Annotated in this window: 24 protein-coding genes; 5 read left to right on the forward strand and 19 right to left on the reverse strand. The window is 38.1% G+C overall.

The annotated features are described in order from the left end of the window. Positions 1 to 35 precede the first annotated feature (35 nt). From A33Q_RS03205 to A33Q_RS03235, 8 genes are all read right to left on the reverse strand, one after another. Positions 36 to 752, reverse strand: a complete 717-nt coding sequence (locus A33Q_RS03205) for a hypothetical protein (RefSeq protein WP_009034824.1) — start codon at positions 750 to 752, stop codon at positions 36 to 38. A gap of 341 nt (positions 753 to 1,093) precedes the next feature. Then, entirely contained in the window at positions 1,094 to 1,249 is a 156-nt protein-coding gene (locus A33Q_RS22065; RefSeq protein WP_160169331.1) for a hypothetical protein, read from the reverse strand. Positions 1,250 to 1,332: 83 nt separating this feature from the next. After that, entirely contained in the window at positions 1,333 to 1,542 is a 210-nt protein-coding gene (locus tag A33Q_RS03210) for a hypothetical protein (protein ID WP_009034825.1), read from the reverse strand. 1 nt (position 1,543) lies between these two features. After that, complete coding sequence (locus tag A33Q_RS03215) at positions 1,544 to 3,736, reverse strand: peptidase domain-containing ABC transporter (RefSeq protein WP_009034826.1); 2,193 nt, start codon at positions 3,734 to 3,736, stop codon at positions 1,544 to 1,546. Next, positions 3,733 to 4,272 (reverse strand): peroxiredoxin family protein, encoded by a 540-nt coding sequence (locus A33Q_RS03220; RefSeq protein WP_009034827.1) that lies wholly within the window; start codon positions 4,270 to 4,272, stop codon positions 3,733 to 3,735. The genes A33Q_RS03215 and A33Q_RS03220 overlap by 4 nt, the downstream gene beginning before the upstream one ends. A gap of 3 nt (positions 4,273 to 4,275) precedes the next feature. Next, entirely contained in the window at positions 4,276 to 4,905 is a 630-nt protein-coding gene (locus tag A33Q_RS03225; protein ID WP_016254575.1) for a hypothetical protein, read from the reverse strand. A 382-nt stretch (positions 4,906 to 5,287) separates the two neighbouring features. Beyond that, complete coding sequence (vapC, locus tag A33Q_RS03230; protein WP_009034830.1) at positions 5,288 to 5,698, reverse strand: type II toxin-antitoxin system VapC family toxin; 411 nt, start codon at positions 5,696 to 5,698, stop codon at positions 5,288 to 5,290. After that, entirely contained in the window at positions 5,685 to 5,885 is a 201-nt protein-coding gene (locus A33Q_RS03235; RefSeq protein WP_009034831.1) for a type II toxin-antitoxin system VapB family antitoxin, read from the reverse strand. Before A33Q_RS03235 ends, vapC begins: the two co-directional genes overlap by 14 nt. 600 nt (positions 5,886 to 6,485) lie before the next feature. On the opposite strand from A33Q_RS03235, the gene hutI reads away from it, so the two are divergent. The 5 genes from hutI to A33Q_RS03260 all read left to right on the forward strand — a co-directional run bounded on the left by hutI (position 6,486) and on the right by A33Q_RS03260 (position 11,790). Then, complete coding sequence (hutI, locus tag A33Q_RS03240) at positions 6,486 to 7,730, forward strand: imidazolonepropionase (protein ID WP_009034832.1); 1,245 nt, start codon at positions 6,486 to 6,488, stop codon at positions 7,728 to 7,730. Positions 7,731 to 8,064: 334 nt separating this feature from the next. After that, positions 8,065 to 10,059, forward strand: coding sequence for a urocanate hydratase (locus tag A33Q_RS03245; protein WP_016254578.1), 1,995 nt, complete (start codon positions 8,065 to 8,067; stop codon positions 10,057 to 10,059). Between the two features lie 31 nt (positions 10,060 to 10,090). Further along, entirely contained in the window at positions 10,091 to 10,273 is a 183-nt protein-coding gene (locus tag A33Q_RS03250; protein ID WP_009034835.1) for a hypothetical protein, read from the forward strand. Further along, entirely contained in the window at positions 10,261 to 10,563 is a 303-nt protein-coding gene (locus A33Q_RS03255) for a type II toxin-antitoxin system RelE/ParE family toxin (RefSeq protein ID WP_009034836.1), read from the forward strand. The genes A33Q_RS03250 and A33Q_RS03255 overlap by 13 nt, the downstream gene beginning before the upstream one ends. A 411-nt stretch (positions 10,564 to 10,974) precedes the next feature. Beyond that, positions 10,975 to 11,790: a tetratricopeptide repeat protein gene (locus A33Q_RS03260; RefSeq protein WP_009034837.1), complete on the forward strand. Its 816-nt coding sequence runs from the start codon at positions 10,975 to 10,977 to the stop codon at positions 11,788 to 11,790. 545 nt (positions 11,791 to 12,335) lie between these two features. Here A33Q_RS03260 and A33Q_RS22070 read toward each other — a convergent pair. The 11 genes from A33Q_RS22070 to A33Q_RS03310 form a co-directional block, all read right to left on the reverse strand. Next, the gene (locus A33Q_RS22070; protein WP_160169332.1) at positions 12,336 to 12,500 is read right to left on the reverse strand and encodes a hypothetical protein; all 165 of its coding nucleotides are present in this window, start codon (positions 12,498 to 12,500) and stop codon (positions 12,336 to 12,338) included. Beyond that, positions 12,497 to 12,655: a hypothetical protein gene (locus A33Q_RS22075; RefSeq protein WP_016254581.1), complete on the reverse strand. Its 159-nt coding sequence runs from the start codon at positions 12,653 to 12,655 to the stop codon at positions 12,497 to 12,499. The genes A33Q_RS22070 and A33Q_RS22075 overlap by 4 nt, the downstream gene beginning before the upstream one ends. Before the next feature lie 274 nt (positions 12,656 to 12,929). Then, positions 12,930 to 13,568 (reverse strand): CPBP family glutamic-type intramembrane protease, encoded by a 639-nt coding sequence (locus A33Q_RS22565; protein ID WP_009034838.1) that lies wholly within the window; start codon positions 13,566 to 13,568, stop codon positions 12,930 to 12,932. 352 nt (positions 13,569 to 13,920) lie between these two features. Continuing rightward, on the reverse strand, positions 13,921 to 14,274 hold the full coding sequence (locus A33Q_RS22330; RefSeq protein ID WP_009034839.1) for a CPBP family glutamic-type intramembrane protease: 354 nt from the start codon (positions 14,272 to 14,274) through the stop codon (positions 13,921 to 13,923). An 89-nt stretch (positions 14,275 to 14,363) separates the two neighbouring features. Then, positions 14,364 to 14,564: a hypothetical protein gene (locus tag A33Q_RS22335; protein ID WP_235062768.1), complete on the reverse strand. Its 201-nt coding sequence runs from the start codon at positions 14,562 to 14,564 to the stop codon at positions 14,364 to 14,366. Positions 14,565 to 15,158: 594 nt separating this feature from the next. Beyond that, complete coding sequence (locus A33Q_RS03285) at positions 15,159 to 15,338, reverse strand: hypothetical protein (RefSeq protein ID WP_016254584.1); 180 nt, start codon at positions 15,336 to 15,338, stop codon at positions 15,159 to 15,161. A gap of 11 nt (positions 15,339 to 15,349) precedes the next feature. Next, a complete protein-coding gene (locus A33Q_RS03290) occupies positions 15,350 to 15,541 on the reverse strand; it encodes a hypothetical protein (RefSeq protein WP_009034841.1) in 192 nt (63 codons plus the stop codon). Between the two features lie 164 nt (positions 15,542 to 15,705). Further along, positions 15,706 to 16,350: a CPBP family glutamic-type intramembrane protease gene (locus tag A33Q_RS03295; protein WP_009034842.1), complete on the reverse strand. Its 645-nt coding sequence runs from the start codon at positions 16,348 to 16,350 to the stop codon at positions 15,706 to 15,708. A 55-nt stretch (positions 16,351 to 16,405) separates the two neighbouring features. Further along, positions 16,406 to 16,690 (reverse strand): HTH domain-containing protein, encoded by a 285-nt coding sequence (locus tag A33Q_RS03300; protein ID WP_016254585.1) that lies wholly within the window; start codon positions 16,688 to 16,690, stop codon positions 16,406 to 16,408. A 206-nt stretch (positions 16,691 to 16,896) separates the two neighbouring features. Beyond that, positions 16,897 to 19,047, reverse strand: a complete 2,151-nt coding sequence (locus tag A33Q_RS03305; RefSeq protein ID WP_009034844.1) for a peptidase domain-containing ABC transporter — start codon at positions 19,045 to 19,047, stop codon at positions 16,897 to 16,899. 11 nt (positions 19,048 to 19,058) lie between these two features. Then, positions 19,059 to 20,234 carry an HlyD family secretion protein gene (locus A33Q_RS03310; protein ID WP_009034845.1) on the reverse strand — a complete coding sequence of 392 codons (1,176 nt, stop codon included), beginning with the start codon at positions 20,232 to 20,234 and terminating at the stop codon, positions 19,059 to 19,061. Between the last annotated feature and the right edge of the window lie 233 nt (positions 20,235 to 20,467).

Consider the following 20,467-nt stretch of genomic DNA (forward strand, 5'->3'; position numbering starts at 1 on the left):
TTGAAAAACAAAGTCACGTACTAAGTAAATCACTGTTATTTCTCTTTGATTAAAACCGTTTTGGTTATTTTATCAAAAATAATCAAAGAATCGCCTCTGATCTCATAGGATATTTTTTCAACTGCATTGATTGCGGGAACTTTTAATATCAGGTACTTTTCTTCAGAAGTAGAAAAATAATATGAAGGTATGTCCGAAAATTGGAAATCATGACCACCTTTTCTCGCAAGATCTCTAAAAAATCTAGTGTCGAGGATATACCGACCATCTTCTGTATAGACGACTTTATAGTTTTTAGCCGAATTATCAAGTTCCTTGTTCAAAGAACCGTCATAATTGAAAGATTGCTTTTCTATCCAGGTTCCTACTAATCTTTCATCAATTTGTTCCTTACTTGAAGACGGCGTAACGCTAGCAGAGGATTTAATAAGAGGTGAAAAATTCACTTGATGTTTCTTCATTTCTAATTCGAACTCTAAAGCAAGCATATCCCCTTTTCTCTTTGCAAAAACTACGAGCTCATCCCCATCATTCATTGGGATTTCAAAAACCAATCCACCGAATTTTTCAGTACCTACGCTAATTATTGAAGTGCTTTCCCCAGTATGCAAAGTCACCAAATAGTGTTTTTTATCTTTTTCAATCAAAATTATATCCTGATCTCCTACCAAACTCCCAAGGTAAGTTCCTTCCAGACTTTGGCCAGAGGAAGAAAAACCGATCATAAAGAAAATTATTGGTAGGTATTTCATATTTTTTTTATTGAATGCAAATAGACAAAAGGAATATTGTATCCCCCTCCCAATCAGTGGTTTTCCCTTATACTCAATTTCATAAAATCTATCTCATTATTTGATTAATTGATTCCCAAAGAAAATCTAAATCTACAAAAGAAATCATACCTGTAAATTTAATTTTCGAATTCTTAAAGATTCAATTATTAATAATATTCTTTAACAAAACTTAAAAACAAACTTATAACTATAAGACCAATTAATAAACCTAATAGGTTTTTTATATAAAAGGATAATTAATCGATTTATTCTTTGAATCCCTAGGTTTACTCGTAAAATAAATAAACCTAGGGATATTGCTAAATTTGGGACATACAATTCCACAACTTATAAGTGTAATACATTGCTGTTGCAGAGTTTGAATGTGTTGTCTGAGATGCATAGTACATCATTTCTACCATTGAACATCCACCCCCATTCACCATCTCCATTTTTTCAATACTCAACTCTCTCATAACAAATTTAATTTTTTGGTTAGAAATTTATTTAAACAATAATTAAAACTAAACCCAAACCGGTGAAATAATCTTTCACCCAGTCAATTATTTTCTGTAAAAATGTAACTTTTTTCATCCTTACAATAATAGATTTCTCGACCCAGCGTCAACCTCAAGTCATCTATTATCATATACACCATCCTTTTGGACACTCCGATGGACTTTGCCTGTTCACCAGGCCCACCCGTCTTCTTTTTCTCTATCAACTCTATCAGTAGCTTTGTCCTCTCGTAATACTTCAATCCTGCCATTTTAGCTCCAGTTTGGTTTCAATATATTTTGATACGCTCTACTCAATAGATTATCCTTTTGCAATAGTTCTTCCGCCGTACCATGGGCAATAATCTGCCCCTTTTCCAAAATCAGTACCCTGTCCATACCAGCTGCCAAAGTTGGCTGGTGGGTGATCAACAATAGGGATGCACCTGTATTGCTCACATAATCGAACACCAAAGACAAGACTAGCCGCTCTATCCCATAATCCATAGCTGATGTAGCTTCATCTAGAATCAAGATCTTAGGTCTCCTCACCATAGCCCTAGCAAGCCCCACAAGTTGCCTCTGCCCTCCAGAGAGATTCCTTCCATCTTCCCCACATAAGGTCAATACTCCTTGTGGAAGGATGTCAAACAAATTCCACCAACCCATTTCTTGAAGCAATTTAGCGGTAGCCTCCAAATCTTCCGGGGTATTGCTTAAAGCAATGTTGTCCAATACAGAGCCGTTAAATAGTTTCTCTTTTTGATTCACTACCCCCAGTTGCTTTCGCCAATGCTCTGTACTGATTTGGCCTGTACCCAAAAATGGCATTTGGACTTTCCCTTGCTCTGGTAGGTAAAAGCATTGAATTAAATCAACCAGTGTACTTTTGCCTGTGCCTACATGGGCAAATAAAGCTGTTGTCTGACCTGCATGGAGTTGAAAACTCACCCCTTTAAGGATTGGACTTCTCCCTGGGTAACGGAACATCAGCTGATCAACTGTCAAAAGGCATTCAGCATGGATAGTTTTAGAATTGCTCTCCAATATCGTTTGATCCTCTTCTTTCAATCCAGCAATCTCATGCATCCTTTCAAAAGCAACTTTGGCTTCTTGTAACTGTATATTGGCAACTACCAATCCCGCTACAGCCGGAATAATGGAACTCCCTACCTGTATCATTGCCATCAGTTCACCCAATTGTAGATTTTCCTGAAAAACCAAGTAAACTCCTAAACCAAAAAGTAAACTCATGAACACAGCCACAATGACCTGTGTAAAAAAGGAAAAGTTATTACCCAATATGGCCAAATCATATCCTTTGCTTTGATAATGGGTGTAAACCTGATCGATCCGTTGGCGAAACACCTCCTCCTTGCCATATGACCTGAGTACCTGAATCCCTGTCAGACTATCGATATACTGCGTTTCATTCAGCGCATGGGCTGCCATGACTTCCTTTTGCTTGGCAATGATAGGACGGTGATATCTCCATCCTACAAAGAGAAAAGCCAGAGAACCCAATACACAAAGCCACCCAATGATGTTGGATTGATAAAAAACGAAAATCAAGGACACCAGCACTACCAGTAAATTGATGATCACCGTTCCTGTAATCAGGGAAACAGTATTTTTGATCCGAAGGGAATCATTCATCCTTGCAATCAAATCACCTGTACTGAAGCCTTTGAAGTACTTCATCGGAAGATGTAAAATCTTTCCGATAAAAGATGATACAATCCGGATATTAAGATCTCTACCCTGTCTTGCCATAAAGACACCTTGGAAATAACCCAACAATGACCTGAATAGCAAAAGCAATCCTAAGGCAACCACTCCCAAAATGGCTTTGTCATAAGTTTGGTTGGGAAGAAAATCATCAATCAGTTTCTGGGAAAAAATTGCCGTAGAAAGTCCTGTAATAGCCATCAAAGTCCCCAGAACAGTCGCAACCAATAGAATCGGAATATCTTCTGCAATCAGGGATTTGAACCAATCCATTTTGGAGTTCGATTGAATTTTGTGTGTCTGGAACTTTTCGGTAGGAATAACCTGAAGCAAAATACTAGACTTCCAGATATCCTTCAGCTCTGCTTCATTGGTCGAAATAATACCCACTCCGGGGTCACTCAGCCAGAATTTCTCCCCATCAAAGCCAAAACACACTATATAATGCTCTCTTACCTTGTCCATGATCACATGCAGAATCACTGGGGCTTCCTGTTCTTTCAAGTGTTTGACTTCTGCTTCAAAGCCCTTTGCCTCCAATCCAATCTCAGCGGCTGCTTGGATCAGACCAAGGAGTGTAGTTCCTGACATGGTTGTCCCACTTACATCACGAAGCTTTTCCTGTGTGACTTCTCCACCATGATATTTGGAAATGGTACTCAGGCAAGCCAACCCACAGGCATATTCTCCCAATTGGGTTACATGAAACTTCTTTAATTTGAATGTTGCTAATTTCATTTCTCCACCTCCTTTCTATCTAAAAGTTTGTCCAGCAGGATGTCCAATTTCACAGGCCCTTGGTAGTTGGCAATTAGCTCCCCTTTAGAATCGTAGCAAAAAACACTTGGTACAGATTTAACCCCGAGGTAGGCCGAAAGCTTCATTTCCTCATCCAATGCCACTTTTATATTTGACTCGGAGACAAATGGATATTCATCCATAAAGCCTTCCAACTCTTCTCTTTCTTGAGAACTTGCCAATAGTATATTGATTTGCCCAAATTCAGTAAATCGCTCATTGAGTGCATTGAGTTCTATCTTGCACATCTCACAGGTCGAGTTGAAATAAATAATGAGCAATGGGCTTCCTGAGGCAAAATCACTAATAGAGAATGTCTTTTCATCGAAAGATTTTAGCCAAAAATTGGGAACAACTTGAATCTGCTCTTTGATTTGGGCAATATCTTCTGATTTCCTCTGATATTTCCATGCAAAAAGCCCCAACATGCCCAACATCCCGACAACCATAAACAACAAAACTATTTTTCTCACCATGGATTAGGTAAAGTTTAAGGTTAAAAACAAGATCAAAATCAACCAAAAGCTCATAGAAAAAAGATATGAGCCCAATACAACTTTGGAACTTTCAGTCTTCTTGATTTCAATTTCTTGACTAAAGAAATAAATCAATAAAAAAATGTAAATGATTTCAAATACATTCAGCAACTGTAATGGATAATAACATAAAGGCTGAATTGCCTCTGGGTTTAGAAAACTCAAAACCGACAAAGGGTAAAAAAGCGAAAATTCTGTATATGTAAAATCGGATAATGCCCCAAAGGCAACTTTGACCATCCCTGCCAAGACAATGATACTTTCTGCATACACAGCTACCTTGAACAAACTTCCCAACTTAACACCTTGGTGGCTATTGGCAAAGAAAAGTCCCGCATACAGCACCAAGGACATAAGAAAACATTTAATTGATAAAATAAAAAAAGTAAAAAATATCGAAAACTTATTCCAGTACTTCATTTCTTCAAGCATTTCCAAAAGAACGTTTTCAGGAATTTCAATTTCTACTTGATTGGCTAACTCAGCCATAATCATGGTTTCTATATCCAACATTAAAAAACCAATAATAAATAGGCTTAAAGCATAAAAAGCCAACAATCCAAAAACCTTCATGATTCACCAATTAAACCAGATAAAAACCTTTAATCAAAGTATAATGCTTGAAAAAAGGACAATTAATTATAACTCATTAAAATTTAGAATCAAAAATCAGCGCATCCGAATAATTAAAATCCTATATTAAATTGAACTTTTTTGATATTAAAAAACAAATATAATTTTAAAAAATTAGTTTACCCCCCCTCCTTTACAAACTAATTTATAAGTAAAAACCATTTTTTCGAAAGATTAAACTTTTTTTTATAGTTTTTGAAAAAAATTAGAGTGCAATTCAGTTAAACCAGAATTTTATTGAAAAATAAGTTCATCCTAAGCAGGCTGGACTAGAACTTAATCATAGATATAAAAAAAAGACCAATTCCAAAATCCATTCCAATTATCGGATAGCGTAAAATTCCAAATCAAAATATTCAGAAATCGGAAGAAAGTCTCTGTCCAAATGAAATAGAGGGACCTTTCGAGAAATAGCATACCATGCAATCAAACAATCATAGCTTTTACGAATGGTATATCCCTTGGTTCTCAAGACAGAATATACCTGCGCAGCACCTGCGGCTGCTTCAAATGGATCAGCTTGGATTTGCTTCAATGCACTCAGCTTGTCTTTCATTATTAAAAAATCATTAGGATACTTTAATCCCTGCAAAATCTCTTGGTAAATGGGTGGACAGATCAAAACTTGATCTTTATTCAACAATTCTTGCACTGCAGAAGTAAGTTTTCGGTCTTTTCCAGTAAAAAAAGCAATCCACACACTCGTATCTATCAGCACCTCAACCATTTTCATCAGTCCTCATGGTATCTAAATCCCCAGACCAATCAATCTTACCTGCCATTTCAGAAAGCTCTCGCAATTTAATTAATCTTAGAAACTCTTTCAGCGCCAAATTGACCGCCTCCTTTTTTGTTTTGATATTCGTTTTTTCAAGGATCTCATCAATTAGTTTCTGGTCGATTTCAATATTTGTTCTCATGGCAACATCATTTATACACAAAAATACAAAATTATATACACATAACCATTTGCATTCTATCACTGATTTTTAAAAATTACTCCAGGTTATCAATTATAGAATAAATTAGTATGGAAGATTATGAAGGGATTTGGGTACTTTTGTAATAGAGCCACAAAGGCACTAAGACACAAAGGAAATATTACATTGAAGTAAGATGCTAAAGACGAGAAACAAGAACCAAGAGGCAAGAGACAAGACTGTTTTCGTTACCTCATAAAAGCCTTTGCGACTTTGCGAGCCAAAAACCAAACCTTTGTGCCTTCGTGGCATATGAAAAGAATGGAATGCGAGATGAGAAAATCATATACCCTGCCTTGCGCCAGCCTTTGCGACTTCGCGGCTTTGCGAGCCAAAAATAAAGCTTAGTGTCTTAGTGCCCATGTCTGCCGACAGGCAGGTTAGTGGTAAAAAAACTGCGCCTTTGCGTCCCTGTCTGCCGACAGGCAGGTTTGCGAGAAACCAAAAGAACCTTCGAGGTTCAGAGATCTTAAAAGTTTAAAAAAAATCAATGTTCAAACCTTCGAGGTTTTGAAAACCTCAAAGGTTAACTCAAGTACTATGCAAACCATCAAACATACATTCATAGGCCCTATCCGCCAAGCGGTCACCATGTCAAACCTCCCCTTAAAAGGTGCATTGAAAGATGAACAGCTGGAGGTTATTTCTGAAGCTTGTATTCTGATCAAAAATGATAAAATTCATCAGGTCGGTAACTATTGGGACCTGTACCCTGAAGCTCAATCCATTGGTGCCGAAATGGTGAATCTCAAAGGAGACTTTGTGGCTTTACCCGGCCTGATCGATTGCCATACGCATATCTGTTTCGACGGTAGCCGTGCCCAAGACTATGCCATGCGCAATTCAGGTAAATCCTATCTGGAAATCGCCAAAGCAGGTGGAGGTATTTGGGATACCGTCACCCAAACCCGAAAAGCCAAACAGGAAAAGCTGGTTCACTTGACTGTTCAGCGAGCCAACAGGCACCTCAAAGACGGTATCACCACCATTGAAGTCAAGAGTGGGTATGGACTCTCTGTAGCCGAAGAACTCAAAATGCTCCGGGCAGTCAATGAAGCCAATGAAAGTACCTATGCAGACCTTATTCCAACCTGCTTGGCAGCCCATATTCCCCCCAAAGACTTTCAGCGAACACAGAGGGATTATTTGAAAAGCATAAGTGATGAGGTTTTTCCTGTTTTAAAGGCAGAAGGTTTAGCCAATCGAATTGATGCATTTATCGAAGAAACTGCTTTTACTGCTGATGATATCCATTCTTATTTCCAAAAAGCAAAAGAAATGGGTTTTGACATCACAGTCCATGCGGACCAGTTCCATACCGGTGGCTCGCAAGTAGCCGTCAGCTTCGGAGCCATCTCCGCAGACCATCTGGAAGCGAGTACGGATAAAGAAATTGCATTACTTGCTCAATCTGACACCATAGCAGTGGCCTTACCGGGAGCTTCTATGGGTTTAGGTGTAGCCTACACTCCTGCACGAAAATTACTCGATGCCTGTGCTTCCCTGGCTATCGCCTCTGACTGGAATCCAGGTTCGGCCCCTATGGGTGATTTGCTGATGCAGGCTGCTGTCTTGGGCACTTTCAAGAAACTCAGCAATGCTGAAATTCTCGCTGCCATCACCACAAGGGCCGCTGCCGCCCTGAACCTCCATGACCGGGGCCAATTGAACTCTGGCATGTTGGCCGATATCGTTCTTTTCCCTACCGCTGACTATAGAGAGATTACTTATCAGCAGGGAAGATTGAAGCCGTCTAAGGTATTTAAAAGGGGGATAGAGGTGTAATTGATATAAAGTTGATATTCGATGGAAATATAGTTGAAATACGATTGAAATATAGTTGATATAAGCCTGCGGAGAAATATTGTGGAAATAGCTGTCCTTGTTTTGATGGATCGCTATTGGAATTCAATCTCTCCTTGTCATTTCGACGGCAGGAGAAATCTGTTTTGCCTTAAGGTTTATTAGACCTCTCCCCATCGGGGTCGAGGTGACAAGGACAAATTTATCCCACAACATTTCACCATATCATATTTCAACCTTATTTCTATTGTATTTCGCAAAGCATATTTCAACCATATATCCAATAAATTCCAAAAGCCCAATAAAAATAAAAATCATGACCTTCCAAGACCAAATAACCCAAGGCATCCCCTCCACCCTACCCCCTAAGAAGCAACCAAATCCTGATTTTTCACATGCGCCTAAGCGAAAGGATATCTTGAGCATGGAAGAGAAAAAGTTAGCAGTAAGGAATGCGCTGCGTTATTTCCCTAAGGCCTGGCATGCGGAATTGGCGAAGGAGTTTTTTGAAGAATTAAAGGAATATGGTAGGATTTATATGTACCGCTTTATGCCGGACTATAAGATGTATGCCAGACCGATTTCTGAATACCCCGCCAAAAGCCAACAGGCAGCTGCCATCATGTTGATGATCCAAAACAACCTGGATCCAGCAGTGGCCCAACATCCGCAGGAATTGATTACTTATGGTGGAAACGGTGCTGTTTTCCAAAATTGGGCACAGTACCTGCTCACCATGCAGTACTTGTCCGAAATGACGGACGAGCAAACCCTCCACATGTACTCTGGTCATCCAATGGGACTTTTCCCTTCTTCCAAAGATGCGCCAAGGGTTGTGGTAACTAACGGCATGATGATCCCTAACTATTCCAAGCCGGATGATTGGGAGAAATACAATGCACTCGGCGTCACCCAGTATGGACAGATGACCGCAGGTTCGTATATGTACATTGGCCCTCAAGGGATTGTGCATGGCACGACCATCACGGTGATGAATGCTTTCAGAAAAAAACTAGGGGCAGCTATAAATCCAAAAGGGAAAATTTTTTTGACAGCAGGCCTCGGAGGCATGTCAGGCGCTCAACCCAAAGCTGGAAATATCGCAGGCTGCATCACTGTCTGTGCAGAAGTCAATCCCAAAGCCGCTCACAAAAGGCATGAACAAGGCTGGGTGGATGAATTGATAGATGATTTGGGTGGATTGGTTTCAAGAGTAAGAAAAGCCCAAGAAAATGAAGAGGTGGTATCCATCGCCTTTTTAGGAAATATAGTGGATGTCTGGGAGAAGTTTGACGAGGAAAATATCACCGTGGAACTGGGTTCCGATCAGACTTCCCTGCACAATCCTTGGGCAGGTGGCTATTATCCTGTGGGTTTGAGTTTCGAAGAAGCCAACATCATGATGGCCAATGACCCAGATACTTTTAAATCAAAAGTTCAAGATTCACTCCGTAGACACGCTGCAGCTATAAATAAACATGTGGCCAAAGGAACCTACTTTTTTGATTACGGTAATGCTTTCCTACTAGAAGCCTCCCGTGCCGGGGCTGAAGTGATGGCTGAAAATGGCATTGATTTCCGATATCCATCCTACGTGCAGGATATTTTGGGGCCCATGTGTTTTGACTATGGATTTGGTCCCTTCCGCTGGGTCTGTACTTCAGGCAATCCAGAAGATTTAGAGAAAACAGACCGCATTGCTTTGGATATCATGAAGGAAGTCAAAGCATCTGCTCCCGCAGAAATCCAACAGCAAATGCAGGACAATATCAAATGGATAGAAGAGGCTGGGAAAAACAAGTTGGTGGTGGGCTCACAGGCCCGGATCCTTTATGCGGATGCTGAGGGCAGAATCAAAATTGCCCAAGCTTTCAACAAAGCTGTTCAAAAAGGCAATATTTCCGCACCGATTGTCTTGGGAAGAGACCACCATGATGTCAGTGGCACAGATTCTCCTTTTCGAGAGACAAGCAATATCTACGATGGCAGCAAGTTTACGGCCGATATGGCCATTCACAATGTGATCGGTGACAGTTTCCGTGGAGCCACCTGGGTTTCCATCCACAATGGAGGTGGGGTAGGCTGGGGTGAGGTCATCAATGGAGGTTTCGGTATCCTCCTCGACGGTACAGAAGAAGCCAATCGCAGATTGCAATCCATGCTGTTCTATGATGTGAACAATGGCATTTCACGTAGGGCTTGGGCCAGAAATGAGGAGGCTTTGTTTGCAATAAAGAGGGAAATGGAAAGGACTCCTGGATTAAAGATCACCCTTCCGGAGACGGTGGATGAGGATTTGTTGGGGTTTTGAAAATTAGCTAACTTGTACAAAAACTTTGACTATGTTAACAAAATCACAGGTAAAGAGGCAATTGGAGAAACTTCCTGAGGAATTTTCATTGGATGAACTTGTGGAGCAATTAATACTTATCCAGAAAGTTGAAAAAGGACTGAAAGACTCCAATGAGAATAAGTTTATTTCAGAGGAGGACCTGGATAAAGAAATCGAAAAATGGTTCGAATAAACTGGACTGATCAGGCTGTATATGATTTAAAAGAAATAGCTGACTTTATTAGCAAAGATTCTGTCAAATATGCCAGATTTCAGGTTAAGCGACTAAAAACTCGGACTGACATCCTTAAAACAAACCCTTTTTCTGGTCAAAATACAGATTTTTTCAATGATAAGACCATAAGGCAATTGACTGAAGGAAGTTACATTATCATTTACAAAATAATCAATGAAAGTAGAATTGATATTCTTACTGTTCACCATACTGCAAGAAACTTGAACAAGAGAAATCTTGGATTATAAAGCAAGTTTTCACTTTAAGGAACGAAATGCTTGCAGGTTAGCTGGATTAAGCAGAACTCTAACTTTATTGTATTTCTGAAAAAAATAAGCACATTTCTAGGAGGACTTGGGCCAGAAAGGAGGAGGCTTTGTTTGCGATAAAAAGGGAGATGGAAAGGACCCCTGGATTAAAGGTCACGCTGCCTGAGATGGTGGATGATGATTTGTTGGGGTTTTGAAAAAAGCCTTGGTTTGGATGGTTAAGGAGAGAGAATTTGATAATTTAGCATTCAATCAAATCTGATTTGCAATGACCAATACCTACCCAAGATCCTTTTGGGGTGGTATTTGAAGTATATAGTCATAGCTATGAATTGACCTATTCTTCAGGTGCTTATACTAAGTAAAATAGGTCAAAAAAAATGCAGACCAATGAAAGAAGCAGTTTGCCTCTTAGTTTATTTCTTTTTTTCGACCCTTCATGTAAATGCCCAGCAGTCTGACTATGGGACCCATAGCCAAACTGCATTGGTGAATTACAGAACAGGATGGCAATTGATCATGGACTTTGGCGAATGGACCAAAGCAGAGGAAGCTTTCAGGAAAGCAATCAAAGAAGATCCTGAATTTTTATTAGGCTGGGTTCAGGTAGGACGAATCAGCAATGATCCAGAAGAAAGGTCTACAATTTTCGCCATGCTAAAGAAAAAGCAATATTCATTAAATCCTTTAGACGGAAAATTGCTTAAGCCCTATCTGTTGAGCATGGAAATCATCGACTTGAAAGACAGTAATCAAAAGATCCCAAAAGAAAAAGTTTCCGAATTCTATCAGACTTCTCTTAGGGCTTTCTCTGATTTTTTCAATGAATTTCCTGATGAAGTTTATGTATTTGCAGAGTATATTGAAACCATCCATGGACTTTATGGAGCCAATGCAGCTTTGGATTCAATTCATAGCTCCTCCAAAACCTATCATGAATTACCTTTCTTAATTTCATACAAAGCGATCTTGGAGGCTGAACTTGGACTAGAAAAGCGGGCATGGGAAAGCTTTGATAAATTTAGAGCCTCTTTTGAAAAGGAGCACCTTCCTCCCTCTCTATATTTTACAGAAGCAAAAATCAGCAATTTGTCAGGTGATGACAAAAGATCTGCAAAAGCCATCACCAAGACACTTGAATTGGATCCTAAACATACTCTTGCCAAAAGGCTGAAAGATTTATTGGACCAATCTGGAGCATTTTAATTATATCAACTACTGATTCAGCATTAGCTACTCCCAGAAGATTCAAGATAATTAAGAATACCACAGGGTACAGATAAGGTAAAAAAGACCGTTTTTCGAAGAATTTATTAGGCTTGAAAACATAGATCAAACCATAAACCAATACATGTAGTGTAGCAACAATCCTTTTATTGATAAAGAGGATGGATTTTGGTTACTACCTAAAACTAACGCCAATCTGTTGTAAAAAAAATCAATTACTTTTAAATAAAGCTGATCCATTTCAATAAACTATTCATAAAAGAATAATAAGCCTATTAAATAATCATGATTAAACACTAAATGGATTATCCAATCGCATTCACAATCCTATTTATTTGTTTTTCATTGCTAAGAATTGAATAAATCCCAGCCTGAATTAAATCCTTTAACAAAATTTTCTCCATAATTTATATAATAAATAGTTGCGAATAATAAAAGGGCTATTAATAATATTAACCAGACTGATTTTCTCATGTAAATAAAAGGTTAAAAAGAGCGCTGTACGCGCTCCCTTTTTGAAAAATTTAAATCCACCCGTTCTCTTTTAGCTTTTTATACCATTGATATACAAAAACACCATCTAAAGCAGCTTTGAAACCTGCACCTACAACAAAACCATGGAGCTCTGCAAAATCCCCGTCTGCCCCTCCATTAATTGAAATTAAATCTGAATTAGTTAATTCTTTCATATTGCCTCCCATCCTTTCTTAATGCCTTCAATAAACCTTTCTCTATTGTCATAAAGATAAACACAATACGCAAATCCAGCCGTAATAGCTTCTTTTAGCCATCCGCCATTAACTTCTTTTATCTCCTCAAAACTCAATTCTTCAAACTTTTCCATAATTTAAACAATTTTCATTTTTCCCCCAACCTTTACCGGGCGCTGGGTTTTCCCAATCTCAGTCTACCGGATTCTTAGCTAGCATGGTTCCCGTCAACTGATCATAGAACTAAATTACCTTTCCTCCGTGCATAAAAACAGCACGGAGGAAAAAAAATATATTTTTTTCTCCAAAATCCAATAATCACCAAATAATCATAATTTCTCTGCCTTATAGGAATTCCTATAAAGCATACTCGAATTTGCTTTTGTGGACAAAAAAAACCTAAGGGACTTAAGACGCAATTCTAAGACATTCCGATAAAAATGGCAGCAAATTCCAAAAAGCATGGAAAAGCATAGATACAATGACACCATTCCGGAAGTAGATGTAACAATAGAAAAGTCCTCCTATAAATTGAGGAACAGATTTTAAAAAAAAATCAACGATAGTCCCTGAATTATTCCAGTCAATGATCTGATAATGATGCGCAAAGGCAAAAATAATACTGGAAGAATAGATCAAAAGGAGTCTTGAGATGAAAATTTTTCGAATCCTAGTATAACCAACAAGAATAAAATACCACAATAAAATCACAATAAACCAGTCACCCCAAAATAAAATTATCGAAAGCAATAAAGCCAGCACCATGTTTTCTAACTTTAAATTTAGGTGATTTCTAAAAATCAATTCTTCCAAAATAGGTGCTAAAACTATGAAATTAACAAAAGTGTGAACGATGCTGGAACCTGCTCTTTGCTCAATATTGGAAAATTCCCCAAGACCAAAGACTATCGTCACGAGACCTATATATAAACCCAGCAGATAAAACTTTATGAAGAAAAGCCTTAAAAAAATAGACAATGTCAACTCTTTTTCCTCTTCTTGAATGGTGCCACTAAGCGCAAAAGTTAACAGCTTTCGTTTTGTCATTTAACATGAACAATCGACTTCCATCCATCCTTGGATAAACCCATCAAGAAATTCATAGACAAAATAGCCTAAAACAACTAATGCGAATATCTTTATGCACCAACCTCTCCATGATTTTAAAAAATGAGAGCCCTTGATTTGAGGCAGCTCATTGTTCTTTATCTCATTATAAATTGCCATTTTTCTTTAATTTAATTCAACCTGATACTTTATATTTTTAAACCGATTTAAGTTCACATTATCAATTCCAATTCAATCCAGCTTCTTGATTTAAAACCTTCCATTTAGAATACATCCCTAAATTACCCTCCCTCCGTGCATAAAAACAGCACGGAACAAAATTTTTCAAATTTTATGGTTCATAAAAATAAATCGCTGGAATAACCAGAACCGCATTGTAAACTGCATGGAAGATAATCGCCCATTTCATTCCATGGTTTAAACGGATATAGCTCAGCACCAATCCCACTAGGAACTGCGCTCCTACCATAAGGGGTACCCAATAAAAGTGTGTGGAGTAATCAAAGTAAGTGTAATTTCCCATATGGATCATCCCAAAAAAAGCCGAGGATGTCCAAATAACAAACCTAAGGTTAGGTGTATTTCCTTTGCTGATGTTGTTCATCAGCAAAGGAAATACACCCAAAATACAAGGATCAGCCACCAAATCTGCGTAAGAAGTATCACAGCAAGCCCTATACTCCACCAAATGGAGGATTTCTTCAGGTCAAGATGAAGCCTTAATATCGGTTCTTCTAAAATAGGAGCCAGGAAAATAGCTAAAATGACAACCAGTCATTTATTGTCTTTCTGCATTTGTTCAACCAGGTTGTCAAACTGATCGATGCCTGCTGCTTCTAATATCAAAACGTAAGGGACTATGATTGCCAAGGTCAAAAACAATAAGATCAAAATTTTTTTTTGGCTTGATAGGGTATAAGTCTCAGGGAGGTAGGGAAACTTTAGGAAGGAGAGAATATAATTTGCAATTTTCATATTAAGATTAAAGCAAGTTTTCTGGTTTGGAGACGTGTAATACGTAAATATCCCATCCAGTCCTAACAAACTTTCCTACTTCCAATCGGGCTCAGAAGTGGAAAGACAATACCTAGAGGAGTTTATAACCTAACTAAGATCGTTTAGCTGTATATTCAAATATTTAAGTCCTCATATTTTTTTCTCCCTTTCACGTCAAAGTAATAGATAATGATAAAACCTAAAACATAATATACTATATCCTTAAAATCATACGTCCCAATAGACTTAAAAAAATATGATAAAACCTCTTGAATAAAATATAATAAAAATATTACTATCGCCAAGTTCTTTGATTCAGTGTAAGTCGATTTTGTTTTTGAAACTGCAAGATAAACGATTATTAATGAAATCATCCCTGATCCACTATCTGCTATTCCAAAATCATTAAACGTATTACTCGCTTTAAAAGGCCTGTAAAAATTCACTAATACATATGATATAATAAAAAGAAAAATAATTGAAAAGATCCGATAAATATTATTTTTAACCATATCGTATAATGAAACAATCACTGAAAATCTGGATTTTCAGTGATTGAAACAAGCATGTATATTATTTACTATGAAACTGAGGGTCTGATAAAGTTCCATTTCGAAATGCCACTTGACAGCAGATATCCCAAACTTTAGCTGTATAGCCTACGGCATCCCATAGAACTTCTCCCCATTCGCTAAGACCTCCACCTTTTATCTCGATGAGCTCATTTTCTTCTAAATTTTTGAAATTTTTCATGGCTTAATAAATTAAAGTCCAGCATATTTCTCTAATTCTCCTGCTCTATCCCATCCCCCTTTCATAGCATCAATAGTTGATTTAGGGTTCATCATGGCCTCAAGGAGTAAGCCCATAGCCACTGCTCCTGCCAAAGCCGCCCATGTTAATCCCCCCTTAACCTCCACAGTTTCCTCAAAACTTAATTCTTCAAACTTTTCCATAATTTAAACAATTTTCATTTTTCCCCCAACCTTTACCGGGCGCTGGGTTTTCCCAATCTCAGTTTTTCGAGTTCTTAGCTAGCATATTCCTCGTCAACTGATCATAGAACTAAATTACCCTCCCTCCGTGCATAAAAACAGCACGGAACAAAATTTTTCAAATTTTATGGTTCATAAAAATAAATCGCTGGGATAACCAGAACCGCATTGTAAACTGCATGAAAAATTACCGCCCAAAGCATCCCATGATTTAGTCTGACATAACTTAAAACCAATCCCACAAAAAATTGTGCGCCTACCAACAGAGGTACGAAATAAAAATAATTCCAATAATCGAACTCTCTGAAATTCACCATGTGGATGAGTGAAAACATCGCAGCTGAAAAATAAACTACAAACTTCAGATTAAGAGTCTGTCCTCGATCGACTTTTACTAAAAGATAAATCAAGTAAATCCAAAAGAGGACTAAAGGGTACCATATATTGTTTATCAACAAAAGCGATAAACCCAAACTCCATATGATAGAAGATTTTTTCAGGTCCAAGTGTAACCTGTAAATAGGCTCCTCCAACACTGGAGCAACTAAGATGGCAAGAACTGCTACCAACCATTTTTGATTTTCTAGCAACTCTAGCATGATATTGTCAAACTGATCCATCCCCGCCCATTCTAAAATCAAAGCGTAGGGAACGACAACTACCAGAGTTACAATCAATAAAAATAAAAAACCATAGCCTCTCAAGTTAGTATAAGATTCAGCACGGTAAGGAGCTTTCAAAAAGGACAATAGATTTTCTAAAGTTTTCATATTTTTAAAATTTAAGTAAGTACAAATTAGTTTAAATTTATGTTTCAGTTAACTTTTATTGAGGTAAATAATGATTGACATATGAGTAACTACTTAAAGTCGCCAAACCTCCTACAAACTCCTTTGCATCCTTAGAAGTCAAAACTTCAAACCTCCAATCAATATATACCTGCTTTTCACAAGCGAACACGAAACTGTTCAACCTCCTTGAAAATTGAATATCCAAACCCATATCTTTCAAATACTCCAAATACACATACAATTGCCTACGGCTTACACCCAGCCTTTCTGCCAGCGCCTCGGGACTCCCCGTCCTTTGTTCCCGGATAAGTTTGTTCATTAACTGTAATCTTTCTATTTGTTTGATAAATTCCATATTAGTGTTAGTTATAGGTTAATGTTAAATTAAGTTTCTTATTGTTTGTTTATTAATTAATTGAGTGATTGGTCGGTTGAGTTAGTTGTTATATGTATCATTCTTTGTTCTGAATACATGGTACATCGTACTTGGTACTTTGTACTTGATAATTGATACTTGGTACAATATCACAGCACCACCAACTGTTTCCTGATCATTTCAAAATACTTTCCTTCCTGGGTCAACAACTCAGCATGAGTGCCTTCCTCTATCAGCTTACCCTTATCCAAAACATAAAGTCTGTCAAAGTCCTGTACAGCGGCCAACCTATGGGTAATGAATATTATTGTCTTACCTTCTGAGGCCAGCATCCTGATGGTTTGTTGTACAAACTGTTCCGAATCAGGATCCAAGGATGCAGTGGCCTCGTCCAAAATCAGGATTTCAGGATCGCGGTAAAGTGCTCTTGCAATGGCTATCCTCTGCTTTTGACCTCCTGAAAGAGATGCTCCATTTTCTCCCAAGTAAGTTCCAAATCTATTGGGAAGGGTTTCAATAAAACCCATCATACCCAACTTATTACAGATACCCACAATTTTTTGCATATCCGGTTGGTAATCTCCCAAGGCTATATTTTCCAATACATTCCCGGCAAAAAGATCGATGCGTTGCGGCACTACAGATACGATCTGCCTCAAACTTGCATTGTTGATAAACTTGATATCATGCTCTCCAATGGAAATATTTCCAGACTGAAGAGGATACAAGTTTTGAAGCAGGGATACCAAGGTGCTTTTCCCCGAACCACTTTCTCCCACTACACCTGATATCTTTCCTTGAGGAAAAACCAAATTTAAACTGTCAAAAACGTTTGCCCTGGAACCATACCTAAAGCATACATTTTTGAATTGGATATCACCCACATCTTCTTTCTTCAAAGGAAATGTTTCGTCCGCACTTTCCACTTCCAGGTCCATGATCTCAAACAACCTGTCTGCCGCTATCAAGGCATTCTGAATAGTTTTATTCATCCCGATTAAGCTGGAAACCGGTCCCGTCAAATAACCTATTAAAGCATAAAATGACATCAGTTCTCCGGGAGTGATTTCATTTTTCAGCACATAGCCAGCACCTACCCACAATAGGATTATAGTGAACAACCTGGAAACAGTTTCAGAGGAAGTACCTGAAAAAATATTGTTCATTCCAGACTGATAAACAGTCCTCAATAAAGACACAAACCTGATTTCGGTTTTGATATTGGCATGATCTTCCGCACCAAAACGCTTGATGGTACCTGCCGCCGTGATAGATTCTACCAGTTGGGACTCCAATTCGGCTGATTCCTCCATCAACCTTTTTTCAATCTTTTTATTCAAGCGATTGGTAATCCAATAAATTAAAGTGTAAAACGGGATGACCAATAACATCACTAAGGCCAGTTTCCAGTAAAAAGTAAACATCAAAGCAAAAGAAAAGACAACGATAAAGATATTCACCAAAAACCCTATTGAAACATCATTGATAAATGCCCTGATTTTCACAGCATCATTGATCCTGGAAATAATTTCACCAACCCTCATGGTATCAAAAAAACGTTGGGGCAAGGTCAGCAAGTACTTATAATAGCCCAAAATCAGCCGGGCATCGATCCGCTGCCCCACTTTGATGATAAACAAGGTTTTAAAAACCCCAATGACAATCTGCAAAACCAGTAAAATAATCATGGCTACAGATAACAGGTTAAGGAGGTTTACATTCCTACCTATAAATACATGGTCGATGATTTTTTGAACATAAATAGATGTGGATAAACCCAAAATGGTATAGATAACTGCTCCGACTAATGACTGAAACATCACTCCCTTATGGGGGCGGACCAAGTACCAAAACCTGCTCCATGTGCTTACCTTTTGATTGATGGCCTTGAACTCATCATTGGGCATAAGCAGTACCAATACACCAGTCCACATTTCTTTCCATACCTCAGGACTGACTTTATGGATTTGTCCATCTCCCGGATCCATGTATTCTACCACTTTGTCTGATACTTTATATAGAACCACGAAATGATGTAGCACTTTCTTGACAATGACATGGGCAATCACGGGCATAGGCACTTCAATAAGCGCATCAAAATCACCACGAACCCCTTTAGCAGAAAAGCCCATCTTTGAAGCGGCTTCAATTAAACCTAAAATATTGGTCCCTTTTTGATCTGTAGAAGCCATTTGCCTGATTTTGGCTACAGGCATTTCCAATTTGTAATGTGCTGCCACTGATGCCAAACATGCCGCTCCACAATCGGTAATATCCCTTTGTTTGATTTTAATACCCATAACAATAAAAATTAAGATGGTTGTTGAATCTGAGGATTGAGCCAGTTATCCACTTTATCATAAAGCAACTGGAATAAAGACCTTCTTGCCACTACAAAGCGTGCATTGAATGTCATTCCCTTTTTTATTTGCCCCTCCAGTCCATTGGATAAGGTCAAAAAAGGAGTGTCTAAGGCACAGGTAACCAAAAAACCGGCCTCCCCTTCATTAATTAAAGTGAGGTCATCAGCAATGTCTATTATTTTACCCATTGCTACTCCCCATTGATTGTAATTGTAAGCATCCACTTGAAAGTTTACTTCTTGGCCTATATTCAAAAAAGCAATATCCATTGGGGAAATGTAAGTAACAGCTATAAGGGTAGTATCCGGTGAGATTTCAGCCAATTTTTGCTGAGGATATATAAAATCACCCACATTTAAGTTCAGCACATTGATCAAAGTACCATTGGTTCCAGCTATGATTTTATATTGATCTATTTGCTCTGAGAAAACATCCATCTGACTTTTCAGGCGCAGTTTTTCATTTTGATGATTGATCAACTCCTGCTCCCATTGATTGATCTGTTGCTTTTTGAGTAATTCCATTTGAGTGATGGCTTGTTTGTACTGGACCTCAGTGTTGTCATAATCAGCAAATGCAATAGATTTACTGTCAAAAAGCAATTGAGCACGGTCAAAATCCCGTTCTAACTTTTCCATCAATGCTGACTGATTGTGGATTTTGGTCTGAAACTCTAAAAGAGATGCTTGATAATACTTTGACTTGAGGGGTATTAAAGAAACAGATTGATCTGATAAATTCAGATTGAGTAACCTCCCCAAGTCGGCAATGAAATCTTCTAAAAGCGTCAATCTTTCAGCAAGCCCATCTATCTCCAACTGCACCACTTCGGCCCTAACAATGGCCAAGACATCCCCCTTTTTGACCTTTTGGTTTTCAGCAAGGCCCCATTTTTCTAAGCGCCCACCAACGGAACTCATCAGAGCATTTCGCTGAAGCGCTGATTGAAAAGTACCTCTAGACTGAACGGCAACATCCACGTAGATCAGTGGCAAAGCAGCGACAGCAACAATTAACATCGCTAACAAAATCAGATAAATCACCTTAGATCTGACACTTATCCTGGAATCATACACCTCAACTGTTTGCTGGGTAATCGCAGAAGGAAATATCTTAATACTCATCTTATAAAAAATTTTAGATGAAACTTAAACCTTAGCTAAAAATAGAATTGAAGGTCTAAAAATCTTCAAATACCACTCAAATTAAACGTTTATTTAAACGGATAATTAATTCAATAATTTATTTGAATTTTAATAACTATTATTTAAAAAATATGATTATCCGCTTGTATACAAGTAGGGGCAAATGCTTGCAATAACCAGTCTGTCAAAGAGTTTTTCACCAAAGTATCTTC

Origin of the sequence: Indibacter alkaliphilus LW1 (genome assembly GCF_000295935.2) — a bacterium.
GTDB lineage: Bacteria > Bacteroidota > Bacteroidia > Cytophagales > Cyclobacteriaceae > Indibacter > Indibacter alkaliphilus.